General features: G+C 62.4%; 14 protein-coding genes and 4 pseudogenes. 3 read left to right on the plus strand and 15 right to left on the minus strand.

Going from position 1 to position 17256, the window contains the following annotated elements; translation table 11 throughout:
* Nucleotide 1: 1 nt before the first annotated feature.
* The 6 genes and pseudogenes from CBW24_RS16530 to CBW24_RS16555 form a co-directional block, all read right to left on the minus strand.
* A complete protein-coding gene (locus CBW24_RS16530; protein ID WP_067920583.1) occupies nt 2-388 on the minus strand; it encodes a DUF6878 family protein in 387 nt (128 codons plus the stop codon).
* A 122-nt stretch (nt 389-510) separates the two neighbouring features.
* Nucleotides 511-4774, minus strand: a pseudogene (locus CBW24_RS16535) (strawberry notch-like NTP hydrolase domain-containing protein).
* 533 nt (nt 4775-5307) lie between these two features.
* Nucleotides 5308-5958, minus strand: a complete 651-nt coding sequence (locus tag CBW24_RS16545; RefSeq protein WP_198405287.1) for a cation diffusion facilitator family transporter — start codon at nt 5956-5958, stop codon at nt 5308-5310.
* A 50-nt stretch (nt 5959-6008) separates the two neighbouring features.
* Nucleotides 6009-6146 (minus strand): annotated as a pseudogene (locus tag CBW24_RS18850) (cation diffusion facilitator family transporter); the annotation flags it as partial.
* Nucleotides 6147-6258: 112 nt separating this feature from the next.
* Nucleotides 6259-6864: pseudogene (locus CBW24_RS16550) on the minus strand (cation diffusion facilitator family transporter); the annotation flags it as partial.
* Complete coding sequence (locus tag CBW24_RS16555) at nt 6854-7624, minus strand: transglutaminase-like domain-containing protein (protein WP_097374448.1); 771 nt, start codon at nt 7622-7624, stop codon at nt 6854-6856. The pseudogene CBW24_RS16550 and the gene CBW24_RS16555, both read right to left, overlap by 11 nt.
* Nucleotides 7625-7717: 93 nt before the next feature.
* Here CBW24_RS16555 and CBW24_RS16560 point away from each other — a divergent pair.
* Nucleotides 7718-8820: pseudogene (locus CBW24_RS16560) on the plus strand (IS110 family RNA-guided transposase).
* A 303-nt stretch (nt 8821-9123) separates the two neighbouring features.
* On the opposite strand, the gene CBW24_RS16570 reads toward CBW24_RS16560, so the two are convergent.
* Nucleotides 9124-9642 (minus strand): type II toxin-antitoxin system YhaV family toxin, encoded by a 519-nt coding sequence (locus tag CBW24_RS16570; RefSeq protein ID WP_097374449.1) that lies wholly within the window; start codon nt 9640-9642, stop codon nt 9124-9126.
* Nucleotides 9639-9965 (minus strand): type II toxin-antitoxin system PrlF family antitoxin, encoded by a 327-nt coding sequence (locus CBW24_RS16575; protein WP_005668772.1) that lies wholly within the window; start codon nt 9963-9965, stop codon nt 9639-9641. The genes CBW24_RS16570 and CBW24_RS16575 overlap by 4 nt, the downstream gene beginning before the upstream one ends.
* Before the next feature lie 399 nt (nt 9966-10364).
* On the opposite strand from CBW24_RS16575, the gene CBW24_RS16580 reads away from it, so the two are divergent.
* Nucleotides 10365-10880: a hypothetical protein gene (locus CBW24_RS16580; RefSeq protein WP_223866110.1), complete on the plus strand. Its 516-nt coding sequence runs from the start codon at nt 10365-10367 to the stop codon at nt 10878-10880.
* On the opposite strand, the gene CBW24_RS16585 is transcribed toward CBW24_RS16580, so the two are convergent.
* The 7 genes from CBW24_RS16585 to CBW24_RS16615 all read right to left on the minus strand — a co-directional run bounded on the left by CBW24_RS16585 (nt 10877) and on the right by CBW24_RS16615 (nt 16614).
* Complete coding sequence (locus tag CBW24_RS16585) at nt 10877-11533, minus strand: DUF6927 domain-containing protein (RefSeq protein WP_097374450.1); 657 nt, start codon at nt 11531-11533, stop codon at nt 10877-10879. The two genes, CBW24_RS16580 and CBW24_RS16585, sit on opposite strands and share 4 nt — an antisense overlap.
* Nucleotides 11533-12225, minus strand: coding sequence for a regulator (locus CBW24_RS16590; RefSeq protein ID WP_097374451.1), 693 nt, complete (start codon nt 12223-12225; stop codon nt 11533-11535). The genes CBW24_RS16585 and CBW24_RS16590 overlap by 1 nt, the downstream gene beginning before the upstream one ends.
* A gap of 76 nt (nt 12226-12301) precedes the next feature.
* Complete coding sequence (locus CBW24_RS16595) at nt 12302-14284, minus strand: ParB/RepB/Spo0J family partition protein (RefSeq protein WP_097374452.1); 1983 nt, start codon at nt 14282-14284, stop codon at nt 12302-12304.
* A gap of 155 nt (nt 14285-14439) precedes the next feature.
* Nucleotides 14440-14829: a DUF3768 domain-containing protein gene (locus CBW24_RS16600; protein WP_097374453.1), complete on the minus strand. Its 390-nt coding sequence runs from the start codon at nt 14827-14829 to the stop codon at nt 14440-14442.
* Between the two features lie 87 nt (nt 14830-14916).
* Complete coding sequence (locus CBW24_RS16605) at nt 14917-15126, minus strand: DUF6330 family protein (protein ID WP_097374454.1); 210 nt, start codon at nt 15124-15126, stop codon at nt 14917-14919.
* A gap of 23 nt (nt 15127-15149) precedes the next feature.
* Nucleotides 15150-16088, minus strand: a complete 939-nt coding sequence (locus tag CBW24_RS16610) for an ArdC family protein (protein WP_097374455.1) — start codon at nt 16086-16088, stop codon at nt 15150-15152.
* Nucleotides 16089-16128: 40 nt separating this feature from the next.
* The gene (locus tag CBW24_RS16615) at nt 16129-16614 is read right to left on the minus strand and encodes a hypothetical protein (RefSeq protein ID WP_097374456.1); all 486 of its coding nucleotides are present in this window, start codon (nt 16612-16614) and stop codon (nt 16129-16131) included.
* A 346-nt stretch (nt 16615-16960) separates the two neighbouring features.
* Here CBW24_RS16615 and CBW24_RS16620 point away from each other — a divergent pair, with 346 nt between their 5' ends.
* Nucleotides 16961-17254, plus strand: coding sequence for a hypothetical protein (locus CBW24_RS16620; RefSeq protein WP_097374457.1), 294 nt, complete (start codon nt 16961-16963; stop codon nt 17252-17254).
* Nucleotides 17255-17256: the final 2 nt, after the last annotated feature.

Here is a 17256-nt window from a genome sequence, read left to right on the forward strand (position 1 = left end):
CTCACAGCCCCTCGTCATAGCTGTGCGAGCATTCGACATAGCGGTCCGCGTGATCGAGGGTGATGCTGTCTAGTGCTATGTCCCAGGACAGCGTGCCGTAGCCGCCCTCGTTGTTCTCGAACCCCGGGTGATGGTGATAGGCGAGCGACCAGGAGAAGTCGCCAACCTTTGTGGCAAGCGGCTCCGGCAGGTTGACCTCTGCAGGCTGCACCGTCACATCCTCGACATTGCCGGAGTCGCCATAGCCTTCGTATTCGACAGCGACCTCGCTGATGCCAAGCGCACGTAGCTGCGCGAGCAGCTCCACTCTGGATGCCTTCAAGGTGGTTTCGCGCTCTACACGCCACTGAGCCGCCATTGCGGCATAGTCGATCTGGGGATTGGTCATGGGTCTGTCCTCTTATCTGAATTTGGGGGGACCGGGCGTGACATTGGTCAGCGTGCGCCCGGAAAGCGCAGACCGGCCAAACCCCGATCCGCGACGCCCGGCCCAAAGCCCTCTCTGACTTTTCAGGCGGCTTGTTCTGCCGCTCTGGCGGCTCCCTGCCCCACGATCCGGGCCAGAATGCGGCCCGTGTCGATCCCGTCCCCATGCGGCAGGAACACCCGCAGCTGGAAGGCGATGATCTCGGTGAAGCAGCCGAGGGCCTTGAGGCCGTCGATCATGCCCTTGTCCACGCCGCCAAGCTCGAGGCGCATCTCGCCTGCGACACGGCGACGGGTCAGGGTCAGACCCCGGCCGAGATCGACAGGAGCGGTGATGCCGATGGCGGCGGTCAACATCTCCTGCGGCGTTTGCGGATTGGAGACGAGGAAGCGGGCGCGCAGCGCGGCCGCCCCTTCCTCAGTGAGCGTGCGCCCGATCATGGCGGTCGCCCCGCCCGGCGTGAAACGGTAGATGCGCTCATTGGTGGCCGGAATGTCCTTCCAGATCGGCAGCAAGAGACCGGTCAGCAGGTAGAGCTTGGTCGTAGTGGTTTTCGGCAGGGACGCAGCCTCTTCATCCCAAAGCCGTACGAACTCAGGCTTGCCGATCTCTTCCCAGGCCGAGGACTCGAACCGCGCCTCCTCGAGGTAGCTCGACCCGTTGGGCCGCACCGCCTTGCGCATGCATGTGACGATGTCCTCGTCATACATCTGCATGGGCCGCGCCGAGATGAGCGCCGCGCGACCGGAGGCGCGATTAACCATGGGCAGCTTGTCGGGATTGCGCGACAGGGCGTCATCCGCCGACAGCACGTGGACCGGGTCGGTCACCTTGAGCCCGATGATCCGCGTCACCGCGCCGGATTTCGGGCAGGTCCAGAGATCCTCCGCCCCGACCTGTTCGATCTTTTCGCCACGCAGGGTTTCCACGCCGAGATCTAGCGTGCCCGCCGCGCGCGCCCGTTCCGTCTGATCGGCAATCCGGCGCATGAACTCGGCAAAGAGCGCGTTCTGCATGTGGATGGGCAGGGCCAGCACCCGGTTCAGAAACCGCTGGATCGGGGGAAGCTCCTCGAGCAGCACCCCGTCCTTGTCGATCAGCCGCAGGGCTGTCCAGTCGGTGAAGCTCTGGTAGCTCATCGCCTCGGCGCGCCCGGCGGCAAGATCGGCGAAATACCCGCGCAGTGCGGCCCGCGCGATCGGGCTTTCGAGATTGTCCTCCTCCCGGAACATGCCCTGCGAGCCGGTCTCGCGCTGGCCTTTGGTCAAGGCCCCCCAGCTGGTCGAGGCGTTTGGCTATCGTCGAGGTGAAGCGCTTCTCGCCATGCACATCGGAGGTGCAGACCCGAAAGAAGGGCGCGCTGACCTGGGCCGAGCGATGCGTGCGGCCCAGCCCCTGGATGGCCGCATCGGCGCGCCAGCCGGGCTCCAGAAGATAATGCCGGCGCCGTTTTTGGTTCTTCGCCGTTTGCGCCGCGTGATAGGAGCGGCCCGTGCCGCCTGCATCGGAGAAGATCAGGACATCCTTTTCGCCGTCCATGAAGGCCTGGGTCTCGGAGGAATTACTGCTGGCGCTGCGTTTCTCGATGAAGAGATGGCCGTCCTCGGCCTTGAGGGGCCGGATCGATCGCCCCGTGACCTCGGCGACGGCCTCGTCGCCAAAGGCCCAGAGGATCTGGTCGAGCGCCGAGGGGATCGGCGCGAGCGTCATCAACTCCATCATTGCCGCATCACGCAGGGCGAGCGCCTCGCGCGAGACGACCAGCGCGCCAGTTTCATCGCGGAGCGGCTCGGCCACCATATTGCCGTCGATCTCGACCAGCTTTTGCGCGTGGATCGGGAAGGCTTGTTCGAGGTAACCCAAGACGTAGTCGCGCGGCGTCAAGGCCCCCTCGACGAGCTCATCTTCCGGGTCCATCGTCTCAAGCCGACGTTTCAGCAGGCTCTCACCCGTCGAGACCACCTGAATGACGCAAGCATTGCCCCCCGCCAGATCGTCCTCGATGGCGCGAATGATGGTCGGGGCCTTCATGCCCATCAGGAGATGGTTGAAGAAGCGCTGCTTTGTGCTCTCGAAGCGGGACTTGGCCGAGGCGCGTGCGGCCGAGGCATTGGTCTCGCTCGAAGCGTCGTTGACGCCGGTGGCAGTCAGCGCCGCTTCGAGATTGTGGTGGATCGTCCGAAACGCACCCGCATAGGCGTCGTAGATCTCGATCTGCGCCGGGGTCAGCGCGTGTTCGAGCACGTCGTACTCCACGCCATCGAAGCTGAGGGCGCGGGCCGTGTAAAGGCCGAGCGTCTTGAGGTCGCGTGCGACCACCTCCATGGCCGCGACACCGCCTGCCTCCATCGCCGACACGAAGCTCTCGCGGCTTGGGAAGGGGTATTCCGGCCCCTGCCCCCAGAGACCGAGACGCGCGGCATAGGCGAGGTTGTGCACGCTCGTGGCACCCGTGGCCGAGATGTAGAAGACGCGAGCGCGGGGTGCTGCCAGTTGCAGCCGCAGGCCCGCAAGGCCCTGCTGGGAGGGTTTGACCCCCCTGCCCTGCTCAGACCCTGCCGCGTTCTGCAGGGCATGGGCCTCATCAAAAGCGAGGACGCCTTCAAAGTCTTCGCCCATCCAGTCGACGATCTGGCTCAGTCGCGTGGTGCCGCATTTGCCCGCGGACCGCAGCGTGGCGTAGGTGACGAAGAGGATGCCGTCGCCCATCGGGATGGGCTGGTCGGGTTTCCACTTGGAGAGCGGCTGGATCTCGGCGGGCGAACCGCCCAGATCGGTCCAGTCGCGGATCGCGTCCTCGATAAGCGTGGCGGATTTGGAGACCCAGATCGCCTTCCGGCGTCCGGCCAGCCAGTTCACGAGAATGAGCCCCGCGCATTCGCGGCCCTTACCACAGCCGGTGCCGTCGCCGAGGAAATATCCAAGGCGATAGGTACGTGCGTCCGGGTCATCATCGGCGCGCGTTAGCTTGGTCTGGTCCTCGTCGATGGTGAACCGACCGGGCAGGTCACGCCCATAGGCATCATGCGCCATGATGATGGTCTCGAGCTGCGCCTCGGAGAGATGTCCCTCCTCGATCAACCGTGCGGGCAGGCGCAACTCATCACTGCCCGTGTTTAAGGGCATGGGCGGGGCAACCGAGGCCATGGCGATGCTTTCAACGAGCGGCGTGGGATGTTCCTGCGCACCCGCAATCTCGATCCGCTGCGGACGGTAGCGCGCATAGATGTCCGAGATGGGCGTGTTGTCGCGCGGGATATCAAGGCTTGTGAAGCTAAGCGCGATAGCGGCATTGGCCCGTGGTTTGGGGGCGGCGACAGGCGCAGCTGGGGTCTTGCGCGGGGCAGATGGTGGACCGACCGGCCGCGCGTGAGGGCGTGCTGCCGCCCTTTGTGCGGGGCGCGCCTCGGGCCGGGTCGCGGCCACGGCGTCGACAAGAGGAAGGGCTTCCTCCAGATTCTGGACTGTGGCGCGGATCATCTCGCCGTCCTCCTGCACCTTGTCGAAGACCATCAGCTGGGTTTCGACAGACGTGCCAAGCTTGCGGTAGACCTGCCCTGGCATCGTGAGGGCCAGGCGCGGCGTGAGCAGGCCGCAGGCGCGGGACCAATGCGCGCCATCACGCTCCGGGCTGAACCCCAGCGGCATGATCGCCACCAGCCGGCCACCGGGTGCCAGACGCTTTGCAGCCGCGATGAGATGCTTAGCGGCAATGTGCTTGTCTCGGGAGCGATCGACCGAGGAGGCGAAGGGCGGGTTCATCACCACCGCGTCGGGCAAAGCCGGCGTCTGCAGCAGATCGTCGATATGCTCGCTGTCATGGCCCGTCACCTCGCCGCCGAAGACCGCGCGCAGGAGGCGCTGGCGAAAGGGGTCGATCTCGTTGAGCAAAAGCGTGGCACCGGCCCGGGCGGCGAAAGCGGCCAGGGCACCGGTGCCCGCAGAGGGCTCCAGCACGGTCTCGCCCTCGCGAATGGCCGCCGCCCGCACGACCATTGCCGCGAAAGGCAGCGGCGTGGAAAACTGCTGCAGCCGGATCTGCTGTTCCGACCGGCGGGTTTCCGTCAGGAGCCGAGATCCGAGTAGTTTTGCGGCGGCGATGTCACCTGCCGCGCCGTCCCCACGCAGCAGCACTCGGATGGCAGCGGCCTGCATCACGTCATAGGCCATCCGCCAGTCCCAGGCACCGCCGGCATCGCTGCCATGAAACGTCTCGCGCATGATGCGCGCGAGCGCTGAACTGCGCAGGGGCTGGTTGTCGACCTCCGTGCCGATCTGCTCGAGGGCAGATGCGAGGTTAGCGTCGGATTTATCAGGATGGGGGAGCGTTGAGCGTGGCTGGGACATGGGGGTTTCCTTTGGATCAAGGTCTGAGTTCCAAAGGACAAAAAGCCCGCTTTCGCTTTTCAGGGGATCCGGCCCGAAAGCTATTAAGAAGGGCGGGCCGTCAACGCGGTCTGCCCTCCTCAGCAACAAAGAGAAAGCCACGCAGCAAAACCGCCGAACTTGTTGATCAATAAAGCCGACATTGAGGCAGCGCGCGGCGATCGACCGCTAGGAGCCCAATTTACCTAATGCTACACATAGCACGAATGTCCGGTCCCTAAGATGCGGTCGAAAACGGTTCAGATCAAAGGCAGTTTTGCCAAGTGTCTGTGGCACAATGTTTGCCAATGATTCCAGTGAGCGTGCCCCTGATGACAACAACGCTCGCTTACGCCCCGCAAAAATTGTCACACTCCTCAACGATCTCTGCGACCACGTCGAAAATTTCGTCCACTTCCTTCAGAAGGACGCTCTGCATGACCGGGCAGCGGCAGCCAGAACACTGCTCGCAAAAAGCAGCGTTCAGGAACTGGAGCGGTTCATCATGCGCAACGTCAAGTGTCGGCAGTAGCTTCGGCTTCGCCCGGATCGACCGACCGCGCATCCTTGGTGGCCTCGAATGCCTCCCACGCAACGTAGGGCACGATCAGAAGCGCCGCGACCGGATCGGCCCACCACCAGCTCATCCATTGCGTCAGACCGATCCCGGCCAACACCACGACAGTCTGGTATTCGCAGATCAGGGTATCCTTGGCATCGTATTTCAGGGCGGGTGAATCGAGCCGCTTGCCGTAGCGATATTTGCCCCAGGCCAGCAGCGGATTGACCACCAAAGAGACAAACAGGATCGCGATCCCCCACCAATTGAAGCCCGGTGCCTCCTGCGAGATGAAAGCGGACACCGCCTCGTAAAGGATCGCCGCGACGACGATCCAGAAAGCACAGGCGACCACATAGAGCGCGACCTTCTTGCGATGCAGGACCGTGCGCTTGTCGCCACCGTCCTTCTCACCCTTCAAGCGCCAGATCAGCGTCGCAGCCGAAGTGGCCTCGACCGTGCTGTCGAGACCCCAACTCACCAGTGCCGCGCTGCCGGTCAGCAGCCCCGCGGTCACGGAAACGACAACCTCGATGAGGTTGTAGACAAGGCTCGCGATCTCGACGCGAATTCCTCGCTTCAGGTTGGTTTCCCGATCATCCTGCATTTTTTTCGCCATCATAGAGCTTTAACGCACTCGACACATTGAGGGTTCCCCTACGACTTGTCGGATTTGCCGTGGCCGTAGAGATCGGCATCCTGGTGCGCGCGATCCTCGTGCTCGAACTCCAGGCTTGAATGGCCGATGCCGAATTGCTCCGTCAGCCGGGCTTTGTTCGCGGCCTTGATGTCCTCTGGTCCGCCCCCGAACCTTCTACCGCCGTTGGCGAGAGTTTTCCGGCTTTGATCAGGGTGACAGGCTGGTGATGTCCCCCGTTTTCACCAGCGTGATCGGGACCTTGTTGCCGATCTCGGTAAAGGCGAGATAGAGGATGTAGAGCGCGATGCCGATGGTGATCGCCGGATCGACCCACCGCATATCGTAGAGAATGATGGGCGACCCGCCGACGATCACCGCAACCGAGGCCAGCGCGTCCGACAGATTGTGCAGGAAAAGCGCGCGGATGTTCACGCTGTCCCTCTGCATCGACCAGGTGAGCAGCGCCGTCAGCGTGTCCACGACAAGCGCTACGCCGCCCAGGATCACCACCGTCCAGCCCGCCACCTCGGGCGGGTCGATCATCCGCATTCCACCCTCATAGATGAGGTAGAAGCCGATCAGGATTAGCGTCGTGTAGTTGATGAGCGCAGCCACGATCTCAACCCGGCCGTAACCGAAGGTCATGCGCTCATCCGCCGGTCGCCGCGCGATCTTGCGGGCCGCGAAGGCGATCACCAGCGACGTCATGTCCGAGAAGTTGTGCAGCGCATCCGCGATCAGCGCGAGGCTGCCCGAGACGATCCCGCCCACGATCTGCGCGACGGTCAGGAGCGCGCTCGCCCAGATCGCGATCGAGACCCGCCTGTCTCCGGATTTCGGATCTATATGCGCATGTCCGCTGTCATGCGGCATTTGCGACTTCCTTCCTGAGCGGCTCGGGTCGTTTGAGGCCGGGGATGCGCGGAATCCGGCCTGAGCGGATCGCCCGCACCCGTGCAATCATCCAGTGTCCGACGCCGCCGCGATAGGCCAGGTCGCGGAGCGTGCCGAGTTGCTGGCGATGCTCCGCGTAGAACCGGTCCGGCGTATCGTATGTTCCGAAATCGCGCGCGATGCCGGTCTTATGGATGTAGGTGTTTCCTACGGTCCAATCGATCGGCGGCGCGCTGAGACAGTCGGTTCCGGCGCCGTATCCGCAGAGGCTTTCCGTGCCGGCGAAGGCCTGCTGAAGGGAGCCGAGGAAGTCCTTGTCGAGGATGAAGCCCTCGAGCTCGACCCACCGCTCACCCGTCCGGACCTCGACCCAGGAGTGCAAGATCTCGGCAGGCGCGATCGGATAGACGGCTTCGGGGACCACGCCGCGCTGGAGCGCCTTGTGGATGGTGAAGCCGTGGAGCCGGCACGGCACGCCAAGCGCGCGCAGCAGCGCCATCAGGAGCGTCCCCTTCGTGTTGTACTGACCGTAGCCGTCCCCGAGCACCCTGGATGCCGGGATGTCGTCGGCGCGGTTGTAGCCGAAGAGGATCTCGTTCCTGACGAAGTCATATGCGGCACCGATGCGGTCCTGCTCGGACAGCCGGAGCCAGCCCCGGTCCTCGATCAGGCCCACGATGCCAGCGGCGCGAAAGTCGAGAAGCGGGGTGGCGTCAAGCAGGGCAGTTTCGTCGATCATGATCGTCTCCTTAGACCAGATGAGCGTTTTGCAGCGGCACTACCTGCTGTGGTTTTCTTGACGAACAGAAGAATGTTCGATGGAGGAAACGCAATGAGCAAAGAGACTTATGTTGGGCTTGACGTCCACGCGGACACGGTTTCCGTGGCGAGCGCGGTCGACGCGGCGAGGTCAGGTTTTTTGGCACAATCAAGCACTCGGGCGATTCCGTCTTGCGGCTGACCAAACAACTGGCTGCGGACGGCAAGGTGCCCACTTTCTGCTATGAAGCTGGTCCCTGCGGTTACGGATTGCACCGGCTGCTGACAAAGCTCGGGTTTGAATGTGCGGTGGTGTCGCCAGCGATGATCCCGCGTAAAGCCGGAGACCGGATCAAGACCGATCGCCGCGATGCCTTGATGCTGGCGCGGCTCTGGCGGGCTGGTGAACTGACCCCAATCTGGACGCCGGATGAGGAACAGGAAGCGATGCGCGACCTGATCCGCACACGCAAACAGGCGATGGATGCGCTCAAGGTAGCTAAGCAGCAGCTACAGAGCTTTCTGCTGCGTCACGGGTTGCGGTATCAGAACGGCAAATACTGGACAAAACGGCACCGACGCTGGCTGGCTGAACTGCGCCGGTTTCCATACCGGCACCAGCAACTCGCGTTTGAAGAACTGAAGCGCGCAATCGACCAGATTGAAACCCGCGTGGCAACTTTGGACGATGCTATCGAAGACGCGATCCCCGGCTGGCATTTCTCGCCAGTGGTCGATGCCCTGCGCGCCTTGCGGGGCGTCAACACGACCATCGCCGCCACCGTCGTGGCCGAGATCGGCGACATCACCCGCTTTGAGAATCCGCGTCAGTTGATGGCCTGGCTTGGTCTGGTACCGAGCGAGCATTCCAGCGGATCCACCATACGGCGTGGACGCATAACCAAAACCGGGAATACTCTGGCGCGAACCATGCTGGTCGAGGCGGGTTGGTCATATCGACACCCGCCCAAAGAAGGACATCCATATCTGAAGCGATCAGCCCACCTGCCACAGCAGATCAAAGACATTGGGTGGAAAGCACAGACCCGGCTGTGTAAACGGTTCCGTCATCTTAGCCGAACCGGAAAGCCACAGCCACGAGTGCTGGCCGCCATCGCCCGAGAGCTGGCGGGTTTTGTCTGGGACATTGCCCGGAAAACGCCACTGCCAGCATGAACTGATCGACAAATGACCTGTGCAGTACGCTGGGGATGGCGGCCATTGATAGGGGAACCCTCGGCATACGTTGGGACAAATATCCGTTCTTAGGGAGAGGCAAGCCCGCATCGAATTTGGTCAGGCGGTAACCAATCCGCGGATGAGAGCATGATAACCATCGGTTCGAGCTGCCGTCTCCAGCGCCTGTACAGGCTACATATTTTGACCATCCCGCGCTGGCGGGGTAGTCTCATCGTGTCGAGAAAACAAAAAACGCTCATGAGAGCGTAGGATTCTGCCCCCTCCGGCATTCGACCCCAGTTACCGCTCAGGCGCCGCTTCAAGGGACTTTTCGAACCGCTTGTCCGCCGCCGCTGCTTCTTTCAGGAGCGCGTCGAAATCGTCAGGTGGATTGCCATCTTCCAACATCCCTTTGAAGGTCGCATAGGCATCCGTCTTGCTGCCGTAGGCGCGCAGGGTCTTGTCGTCGTTCACCCAGGCCACCACGATGATCTTCGCATCGCTGTTGAACCGGTAGAACAACCGATACTGCTGGAAGAATTTCGCCCTGAACCAGTGCTTGCGGTGATCGCCGAGTGTGCCGCCTTGCCGAAAGGCGGCGGCACCGGGATCTGCCGGTATGGCCTCGGTGACCAGCTTGAAGATGGCGGCCAGCCGTTTCGTGCAATTTTTCTTGCGCCAGGCCTTGGGATCGCGTGCCTTACGCGCCTCAACCTCCAAGGTCAGCCCTTCGAGCTGGTCCAGAAAGAGCGGATGCGCATAAATCGACCATCCATTCACGACAAGTGGCGCTTGGGCGGGCACGCTATCGCCGCTCATTCATCCTCGAGCGATAGCGGCGCATCGAGATCGACGTCAACGTCTCCGACCAGTGCTGCAAGACGGTCATGCAAAGCCCCATCGAACGCCCGAATGCGGTCCGGATGCGCCTTGATATCAGCCTCGACAAAATCGAGAAATGCTCCGAGCACGGGATCTTCCTCGTCGCTGCGCACGGGCTCGATATAAACCCTGCCACTCGGCTCGGTGCAGTAGCGAATCTGGTCGCCCTTGCCCAGCTTGAGCTGCTTGCGCACACCCGCCGGCACGGTCGTCTGATACCGATCCGTGAGTTTCGAGACATCTTGTGCGAGGGCTGTCATGGCAGTCTCCTGAAAAAAGGGGCTTTGCTACCCACGTTAGGTAATGCATTTGCATTACCTTGTCAAGATAAGCCGCAGGATCTGCTGTCGTCGACCGGCCAATCAAACGGTTTTTCGGAGTCGGGCTCGAAAACTGAAAAACCCGCCGCAATGCGACGGGCTTTTGCTTTCTTTGTGCAATGAGGGGAGGCATAGTGCCCGCAGTCTCAAAGCTCATGCCCTATATGGCACCGAAAGTCTTTACTGTCAATGTATCCACCGTTCACGGCTGATGAAGAACACCACCTTCCGAACGTCCTATCCGCACCTAGGTTTGCGACCTATCTGCGCGAAACCGGCAATGATAGGACGCGAGCTCTCCACCTATACCACTGGAATCTTCAAGTATCAGCCGCGTTCATGGTTCCACTCCATGTTTTGGAAGTTGCGCTGCGAAACGCGATCGTGGAAGCAATCGAAGCTGTCCATGGAGGAACATGGCCTTGGACACAAGGCTTCATCCGTTCGTTACCGAACCCGCGCGGTCCGGCATACAGCCCCAAACGAGACCTCGAAGGTTGCGCAGCACAGCAACCCACTGCCGGAAAGGTCGTCGCCGAACTGAAGTTCGTGTTTTGGGAGAAGATGCTGACAAACAGGCACCAAGGCAGACTGTGGGACGATCATTTCTACGCAGTGTTTCCGGACGCGCCTCGTGGTGTCGCTGCCAGCCAGCGCCGATCAGAATTAAGGTCTGACATTGAAGCCGTGAGGAGGCTCCGCAACAGAATCGCACACCATGAGCCTGTTTTTCCGCGCGCCCTTCAGGATGATTTTGATCGGATCATCCGCTGCATAAGATGGCGCAACGAAACGACCAGCAACTGGGTGCTGGAAATCGAGACGGTGCGCGCACTACTCGCAGTGCGCCCCTAAGCGTCCCGCCCCGCTAGGAATTCCGCCAGCACAGGACTGGCCGCGCCCTTTGCGGAGCTGAGCAGCTCTGAGCCCGTAAGCGAGGCCTTCGACAGGCGTACGAGCCCACCGGTTTCCTCGATGCGGTAGCAGCGGCGTTTTTGCCGCCCCCGCCTGTAGTGCGTCGCGGTGACGATCTGGCAGGTGCTGCCATCGATGAGCGTCACAGGGGTGGCGAGCTTGATCTTGTCGCCTTCCTCGTAGTCCGGGATCGCAGCCCAATCCCGGCAGCGCTGACGCCAGTCCCGGGCGTAGCTGTCGGGGTCTTTCAGGTCGGAGAGAAGTTCGATCAGCGCAAGGGGCGCGCGCGACGCGTTCGGGCCAGCGCTTTCCTCCATATCCTTGTAGCCCCAACACCCATCGTCGTAGGCGGTGAGGAAGACGGCGGCGAAAGTGATGGAGCCATCCGCATCGGTGACATAGGTCGCGTCTTCGACAGGGGTGCCGTCGAGACTGGTGACCTTTGCCGCCGCGTACCAGGTGGAGCCAACCTTGCAGGCCTTGACCAGTTCGGTTTTGCGCGTGTCGCCCTCAAAGGTGCAGAGCCGGGTGATCTCCTCTCTCTCATCCGCGTAGGTTTTAACGCGGCCGTCGGTGTAGAAAAGCCAACCCATCAGGCCGCCCTCCGGTCATCGATTTCCATCAATGCATCGAGCGGCACGCGGTAGGGCTGCATGGCGTCGAAATCCTCGCAGCGTTTATGGGAATAAGTTGAAGCACCAATACCCTGCCGCGCTGCGCGTTCTCGGGACATTGGTGCTGCTTCATCTTCTTCGTATTCCCAAAACGCCGAATTGCCGCAGTTCTGCACGATCGCGAAGGTATCGCAGGCATCCTTGAGGATGACCCGGAAGGTGCCGCCAAGACCTGAAGGCACCTCGTAGGTTCCGCCGATGAGATAGTCCGAGGCCCGGCGCACGAAGACGCGGATGCTGTGACCATCGGTGGCAAGCCGGATGGCCCCTCGCCCCCGGTCGATGAGCACCTGCACATCGTCGAGGATGTCGGTGTAGAACTGGCCGGTCAGATCGCGAAACGCCATGCGGCGCTGCGCCATCCAGTCGGTGTCGCGAAACGGGTTCATGCCATCTGCGAAAGCGAAGGAGGGATCGGCCTGTTCGGTGGTGACGATACGGGTGGTCGTGCCATCGATGCCGTTTGAGCGCAGATGCACACCATTGCCGACGATGAGGATCAGGGCCGGCCTGTCCACGGGCCCGTTCCAGTTGGGCAGGAAGGTCTTGCAAGCGCGCGCATGGGCGATCTGCGCCGCGACGGCAGACGCAGAGAACTTGAGAATAGCCATGGGGATGTCTTTCAGTTGGGTGTGGGTGGGTCGACCCGCGCTTGGGCCATGCCGCCCGCGCGGGTCGCGTGATGGCTCAGGCCGCTTGCGCGACCTCGCCGTCAGGCTCCGGGGTTTCCGCAGCGGGCTCCGCCTCATCAAACGCGACACCGGCGGTCTGCATCATCGGCGGGCACCAGGCGGCCACGGCAGCGCGCTGCGCGTCCGTGAGTGTGGCGAAGGGTTCGGCGAAAAGCTTGTCGCAAAAGGCGACGATCTCTTTCTTGCTCGACGAGGCCAGCGTCACAGCCTCCTGGGCGAGGCCCAGATCCTCGCCGAGGATCTTCAGGAGCCAGGCCTTTTTGAAGCGATTGAAGAGCGCAGCGTTCGGCGTCCAGTGGGCGCGAATGTCGGGCATGATCTCGATCTCGAACGCATGCATCAGGCTGTCGCGCTGCCGGTCCCGCGCGAAGCAGGACTGCGTCGTACTGGCTGTCGCATAAGCCACGAGCTTGGCCTTCTCGCCTGCCTCCAGCGCGCGAAACGCCGCGAACTGATCGGCGGGCGCGCGGGTGTCATCGAGCCAGGAGAGGTTCAGCGCATCATGCACCGCCGCCACCTGCTCAAGCGAGGTCTCGTCGATCTCGTCCATCTTGGCGTGGCTGCGGTATTCCTTGCGGGCATCGATCTTGATCGCCTGCGTGACACTCATGCCGCTGGCCAGAACGTCGCTCACCAGCTTGAAGAGCGTCAGATCAAGCGTGGCTTCCGGATGCAGCGCCATCGCGGCACCGAGGGCCATGGCTCGCTCGGTCTTGAGGTCTTCGGCCAGCGAGGCCGGATAGGTGATCTCGCCAGCGTCCGGGGCCTCCTCCCCGGTCGGGTTGGCCGAGGAACCGCGCGCGCCCTCCTCTTTGACGGTGTCTTCCGGTCGGACGAGGCCCACATGGAGGGTCACTTGCCCGCCCGACCAGGACGCGATCACCCCGGCGCGGGCGAGATCCTCGGCGCTGTAGGCCTCCTGCAGATCGCGGGCTTCCTCTTCCAAGGCGTCCACGCGGTCGTAAATGGCGTTGTAGGCACCGTCCTCGAGCCCCTCATCCTCCATCTCGAGCTGCAATTTCTCAAGCTCGGCGGTGATCTCATCGATGCGTTTCTGGGCAGCCTCGTCGGGCTCTATCGGGCCGGGATAGACGCGGCCGTAGTTGGCCATGGTCGCGTAATCATAACGCACCATCGCATCGGCCCAGGCAAAGCCCAGCCTCACACGGGCCTCCTCGGCGGCGGCAGTGAGCTTCTCGAGCAGGATTGTCTCGACCAGCGTTGTATCCTCCAGCACGGAATGCTCTTCCAGAAGATCGGCCGCGATCGCGCCGCCGCGTGCCTCGTAGTCCGCGCGCACGAAAGCCCCGATATCGTCGCTGACCTGCACGCCGCGGGACTTGACCGCCTGGCGGACCGTATAGGCCTGCAGGTAGCTGTCTTCCTTGGTGAGCGCCTCGAAGACTTCGCGCTGCACCTCCTGACTCGGATGCTCCGCAAAGGCCTTCATCGTGTCGAGCGTGATCGTCTTGGCCCGGGCCGCGGCGCGGATGTCGGGGTGGATCAGACCGTAGCGCAACCGGCCTTTCACGGCCGCCACCGTGGTGCCGAAGGTCTTGGCGATCGTCTCGGGCGTTTGGCCGTCGACTTCCATCATCCGGGCGAAAGCCTCGAACTCGTCGATGGCATTCATCGGCGCCTGGGTGACGTTCTCGGCGAGCGACAGCGCTGTGGTCACGTCGCAATCCTCCGGCACAAGGCGGCAGTCGACCTTGGTCTTCGCCGTGAACCCCTTGGTGGCCTTGTCGGCGATCAGCTCCTTCAGCGCGGCATGGCGTCGGCCACCGGCGAGGACAGCATATTTGCCGTCAAACTTCTGGACCAGGAGCGGCTGCAGGAGACCCAGAACGGCGATGCTGGCCTTCAGATGGGCGATGTTCTCGGGATCATAGGTTTCAGGCGAGTTGCTGCGCACATTGGCGGGATGCGGGACCAGATCGCCGATGGCGACAGTGAGAGGAGCAAAGCTTATGGTCATGGGATATCCTTCCAGATGGGTGAGGTGTGGCCCGCGCACTCACGCGCGTGACCAATCCCCGGCTTCAGGGATCACGACGACAAAAGGCCCACTCTCCCTTTGAGGGGTCAGTGGGCCTTCATCGCCTGGGGTGTCAGGAGGGGGTGTCCCCTGCCCTACCAGTCGCGCGCCAACATGATGGTCAGCACGCGCATGGTGGTGGCAGGATTGTCCGGGGCTTCGGCCCCGTAGCGGAAATCGGAATCCGCTTCATAGAGATCGATTTTCCAGAACACGGTCTCGCCCCGGATCTCGACCGCCCCGAAATCGTGCCATCCCTCCGGGTCGTTCTCGGGCTCGAATGTGGCAAACTCGCCGGTAGCCTTCACCGCCTCGGCCATGAAGCCGTCACCGACCTCCATGAGCGATCGGGTGACGTGCATGCGACCCTGGATGGGCTGCGCGGGTGGTACCCCGAGGCAGGCAAGCTTGCGGAACGCGTCGTTCTGCGCCGCGATCACACTCGAATCCGGGCGGTCTGGCTCGGGTTGAACGATCATGGACATGGGGATCTCCTTTGAGAAGTTGAAACACCCTTCCCAAAGCCAGCTTTTTCTTTTCCGCTTGGCGGAAGGACCGAAGCAGAAGGTGCCCTACCCGAACAGCCCCTTGGGTCTGTAATTCGGGTTGGGGATGGTTTCGATCCAGCCGCCCTGGTCCGTGATGCTCTCGAGCGCTGCCGAGAACGGATACGCGCCCTCGGACTGGCTCCACCAATAGGTACCGCGTTTGAAGGTGATGATCTTGCGGCGGCCGTCTTCGAAGCAGGCCACCAGCAGCGTCTTGGGTTCCTTGCGTGACATGCGAGTCTCCGTTCTCCGTGTGGTCAGGCGGCCTCGGCACTGCGCCCTGCCCTGCCCGTCTCCGATCTGGCGATCAGGTAGTCGCAGGCGCGCTGCGCATCCGCGGCGTGCTTGAAGATCGCACCCTTGTCCGACCGAAGAACGCGCAACCAGTTGTGGAGATAGGCGGCATTCATCTCGAGCGTATGCGCCGCGAAGCCGAGCGTCTGACCCAGGAAGACGGAGGTCAATTCCGCGACGATCTCTTCGCGCGCGTAGGAGGTGTTGCCGAACTTCGAGAACCCGAAATCGCGGTTCAGGCGATGAGGGGCTTTCGTGGCATGGGCCAGCTCATGGGCCCAGACCCCGTAAAAATTGCGTGGGTCGTGGAACCGGGTGATGGACGGCATATAGACCTTGTCCACGGGGGACAAATAGTACGCCTCCGTGCCCGTGAAGACGGTTGTGATGTCGATGGCATCGAAAAACGCCTGCATGTGCGGGATGGGCTCGGACGGCGGATGCTCGGGCACGGGCTCCGGGTCGGGGAAGAAGCTGTCGGGCAAGCCCTCGATCTGGCAGGCATTGAACACGCGGTAGGATTTCTGGAAGCGGAAGATGCGGGCTTCCTCGGAGTGATCATCCCCGTCGCTGCGGTCATCCTCGCCGCCCGCGTCTTTCCGGCTTTGACCGTAATAGACGACGACAGAGGACTTCTCGCCCTTGCGGACCTTTGCGTCCAAGGCATTGGCTTGCGGCAGCGTCATCCAGAAGGGAGAGCTGTGGCCCGCCATCACAGTCCGCATGGTCAGCAGGAAGTTGTTCACCCCCAAGTAGGGCTCACCGCCCACGCGCAGGGGGCGAGAGCTGCCACCTGCGGTCCAGGGCTTTCGCCACGGCAGGACACCGCGCTCGATGATGCGGATGATTTCGTTGGTGATGACCTCGGAGGCATCGAATTTGGGCGTGCGGGATCGGGCCATGGCTGGCCTCCTTTCGAGTTTTGGTGAGAGGAAATGGTGATCAGATTGACTGACGGGGCCGCGGATCGTTGAGGATCCTCGCGCCGAGCCCTTCGACCATGTCGATGTAGGTGGTCAGCGAGACGGACTTGCCAGGACCCCAAGGGTCAGGGTCGACCGATCCGTCCCGCGTCACCCGCGGCAGGTTTGCGAGCGCGATGACGTCGGTGACGGGTCGGATATCGATGAACGGGGTCCCACGTGCGACCGCAAGTGCGGCCAAGGGAAAGCGCTCGATCAACGCGAGGGTGGACACGGAGGTCCAACCGAGATGGATGAATGTCCCGCCTTCTCCGCAGATCACATGCGCGTTTGGCAATGACGCAGCCTGCTCCAGATAGCCGAGATCGCGGAGAACGGCTTTCCGCTCGAGCTGCCGTGCCAGCTCCGTCTCACCGGTTCGGCGCAGCTCTCTATGCCGCCACCAGGAGGCGGCGGTCGCGCGGAGCACGCGCAAGACACCTGTTTGCATGGGAATGCCCTTCATCCGGAACGGCAGACCGGAACCCGGCCCGAACCCATCTGAGGGACCCCAAAGGCCCTCATCCGTCAGTCACAAAACCCGAAGGACACTTTCACTTTTTAGGGGTCTGATGCCGGAGAGTATTAAATGCGAAGCTCTTGAGAACCTATGATCCCACACTTTCCGGCATCAAACCCCAATCAGGAACAGGATCAGGCCCGAATACCCTTTTCGGCCACCCTCTGGCCCGACCCTCACCGCCCTCATCTTCCTCTCAAACCTCATGATTTCTGCAGGCGGCTTGCTTTTATTCTCTTTTTGTTCTCTTTTTGCTCTATACCGAGAGCCAAGCTAAGAAGGGAGATCCCCGATGGAAAGCACCACTTACGCCCTGCCCGCGACGCCAAAGCAGATCGCCTATGCCCGCGCGCTGGCCCTGCGCAACCAGACACTTTTGCCATGGGAGGTTCAGCAAGATCGGCGGTCCCTGAGCGCCTGGATCGACGCGCAGGCCAAGCTGAAGCCGGGCGCGCAGGACAGCCGTCCGACATCAAAGCAGGTGGCCTTCGCCGAGCGCCTCGCCCGCATCAAACGCCGCGCCGTGCCGGATGAGTGCTTTCGCGACAAGGGGCTGATGTCGAAATGGATCGACGGGAACAGGTGAAG

The organism is Pacificitalea manganoxidans, from assembly GCF_002504165.1.
GTDB lineage: Bacteria > Pseudomonadota > Alphaproteobacteria > Rhodobacterales > Rhodobacteraceae > Pacificitalea > Pacificitalea manganoxidans.

Bases quoted from the DNA above. Each gene is read 5' to 3' on its own strand.
- CBW24_RS16530 (WP_067920583.1), bottom strand. From the start codon at position 388: ATGACCAATCCCCAGATCGACTATGCCGCAATGGCGGCTCAGTGGCGT.
- CBW24_RS16545 (WP_198405287.1), bottom strand. From the start codon at position 5,958: ATGCAGGATGATCGGGAAACCAACCTGAAGCGAGGAATTCGCGTCGAG.
- CBW24_RS16555 (WP_097374448.1), bottom strand. From the start codon at position 7,624: ATGATCGACGAAACTGCCCTGCTTGACGCCACCCCGCTTCTCGACTTT.
- CBW24_RS16570 (WP_097374449.1), bottom strand. From the start codon at position 9,642: ATGAGCGGCGATAGCGTGCCCGCCCAAGCGCCACTTGTCGTGAATGGA.
- CBW24_RS16575 (WP_005668772.1), bottom strand. From the start codon at position 9,965: ATGACAGCCCTCGCACAAGATGTCTCGAAACTCACGGATCGGTATCAG.
- CBW24_RS16580 (WP_223866110.1), top strand. From the start codon at position 10,365: ATGGTTCCACTCCATGTTTTGGAAGTTGCGCTGCGAAACGCGATCGTG.
- CBW24_RS16585 (WP_097374450.1), bottom strand. From the start codon at position 11,533: ATGGGTTGGCTTTTCTACACCGACGGCCGCGTTAAAACCTACGCGGAT.
- CBW24_RS16590 (WP_097374451.1), bottom strand. From the start codon at position 12,225: ATGGCTATTCTCAAGTTCTCTGCGTCTGCCGTCGCGGCGCAGATCGCC.
- CBW24_RS16595 (WP_097374452.1), bottom strand. From the start codon at position 14,284: ATGACCATAAGCTTTGCTCCTCTCACTGTCGCCATCGGCGATCTGGTC.
- CBW24_RS16600 (WP_097374453.1), bottom strand. From the start codon at position 14,829: ATGTCCATGATCGTTCAACCCGAGCCAGACCGCCCGGATTCGAGTGTG.
- CBW24_RS16605 (WP_097374454.1), bottom strand. From the start codon at position 15,126: ATGTCACGCAAGGAACCCAAGACGCTGCTGGTGGCCTGCTTCGAAGAC.
- CBW24_RS16610 (WP_097374455.1), bottom strand. From the start codon at position 16,088: ATGGCCCGATCCCGCACGCCCAAATTCGATGCCTCCGAGGTCATCACC.
- CBW24_RS16615 (WP_097374456.1), bottom strand. From the start codon at position 16,614: ATGAAGGGCATTCCCATGCAAACAGGTGTCTTGCGCGTGCTCCGCGCG.
- CBW24_RS16620 (WP_097374457.1), top strand. From the start codon at position 16,961: ATGGAAAGCACCACTTACGCCCTGCCCGCGACGCCAAAGCAGATCGCC.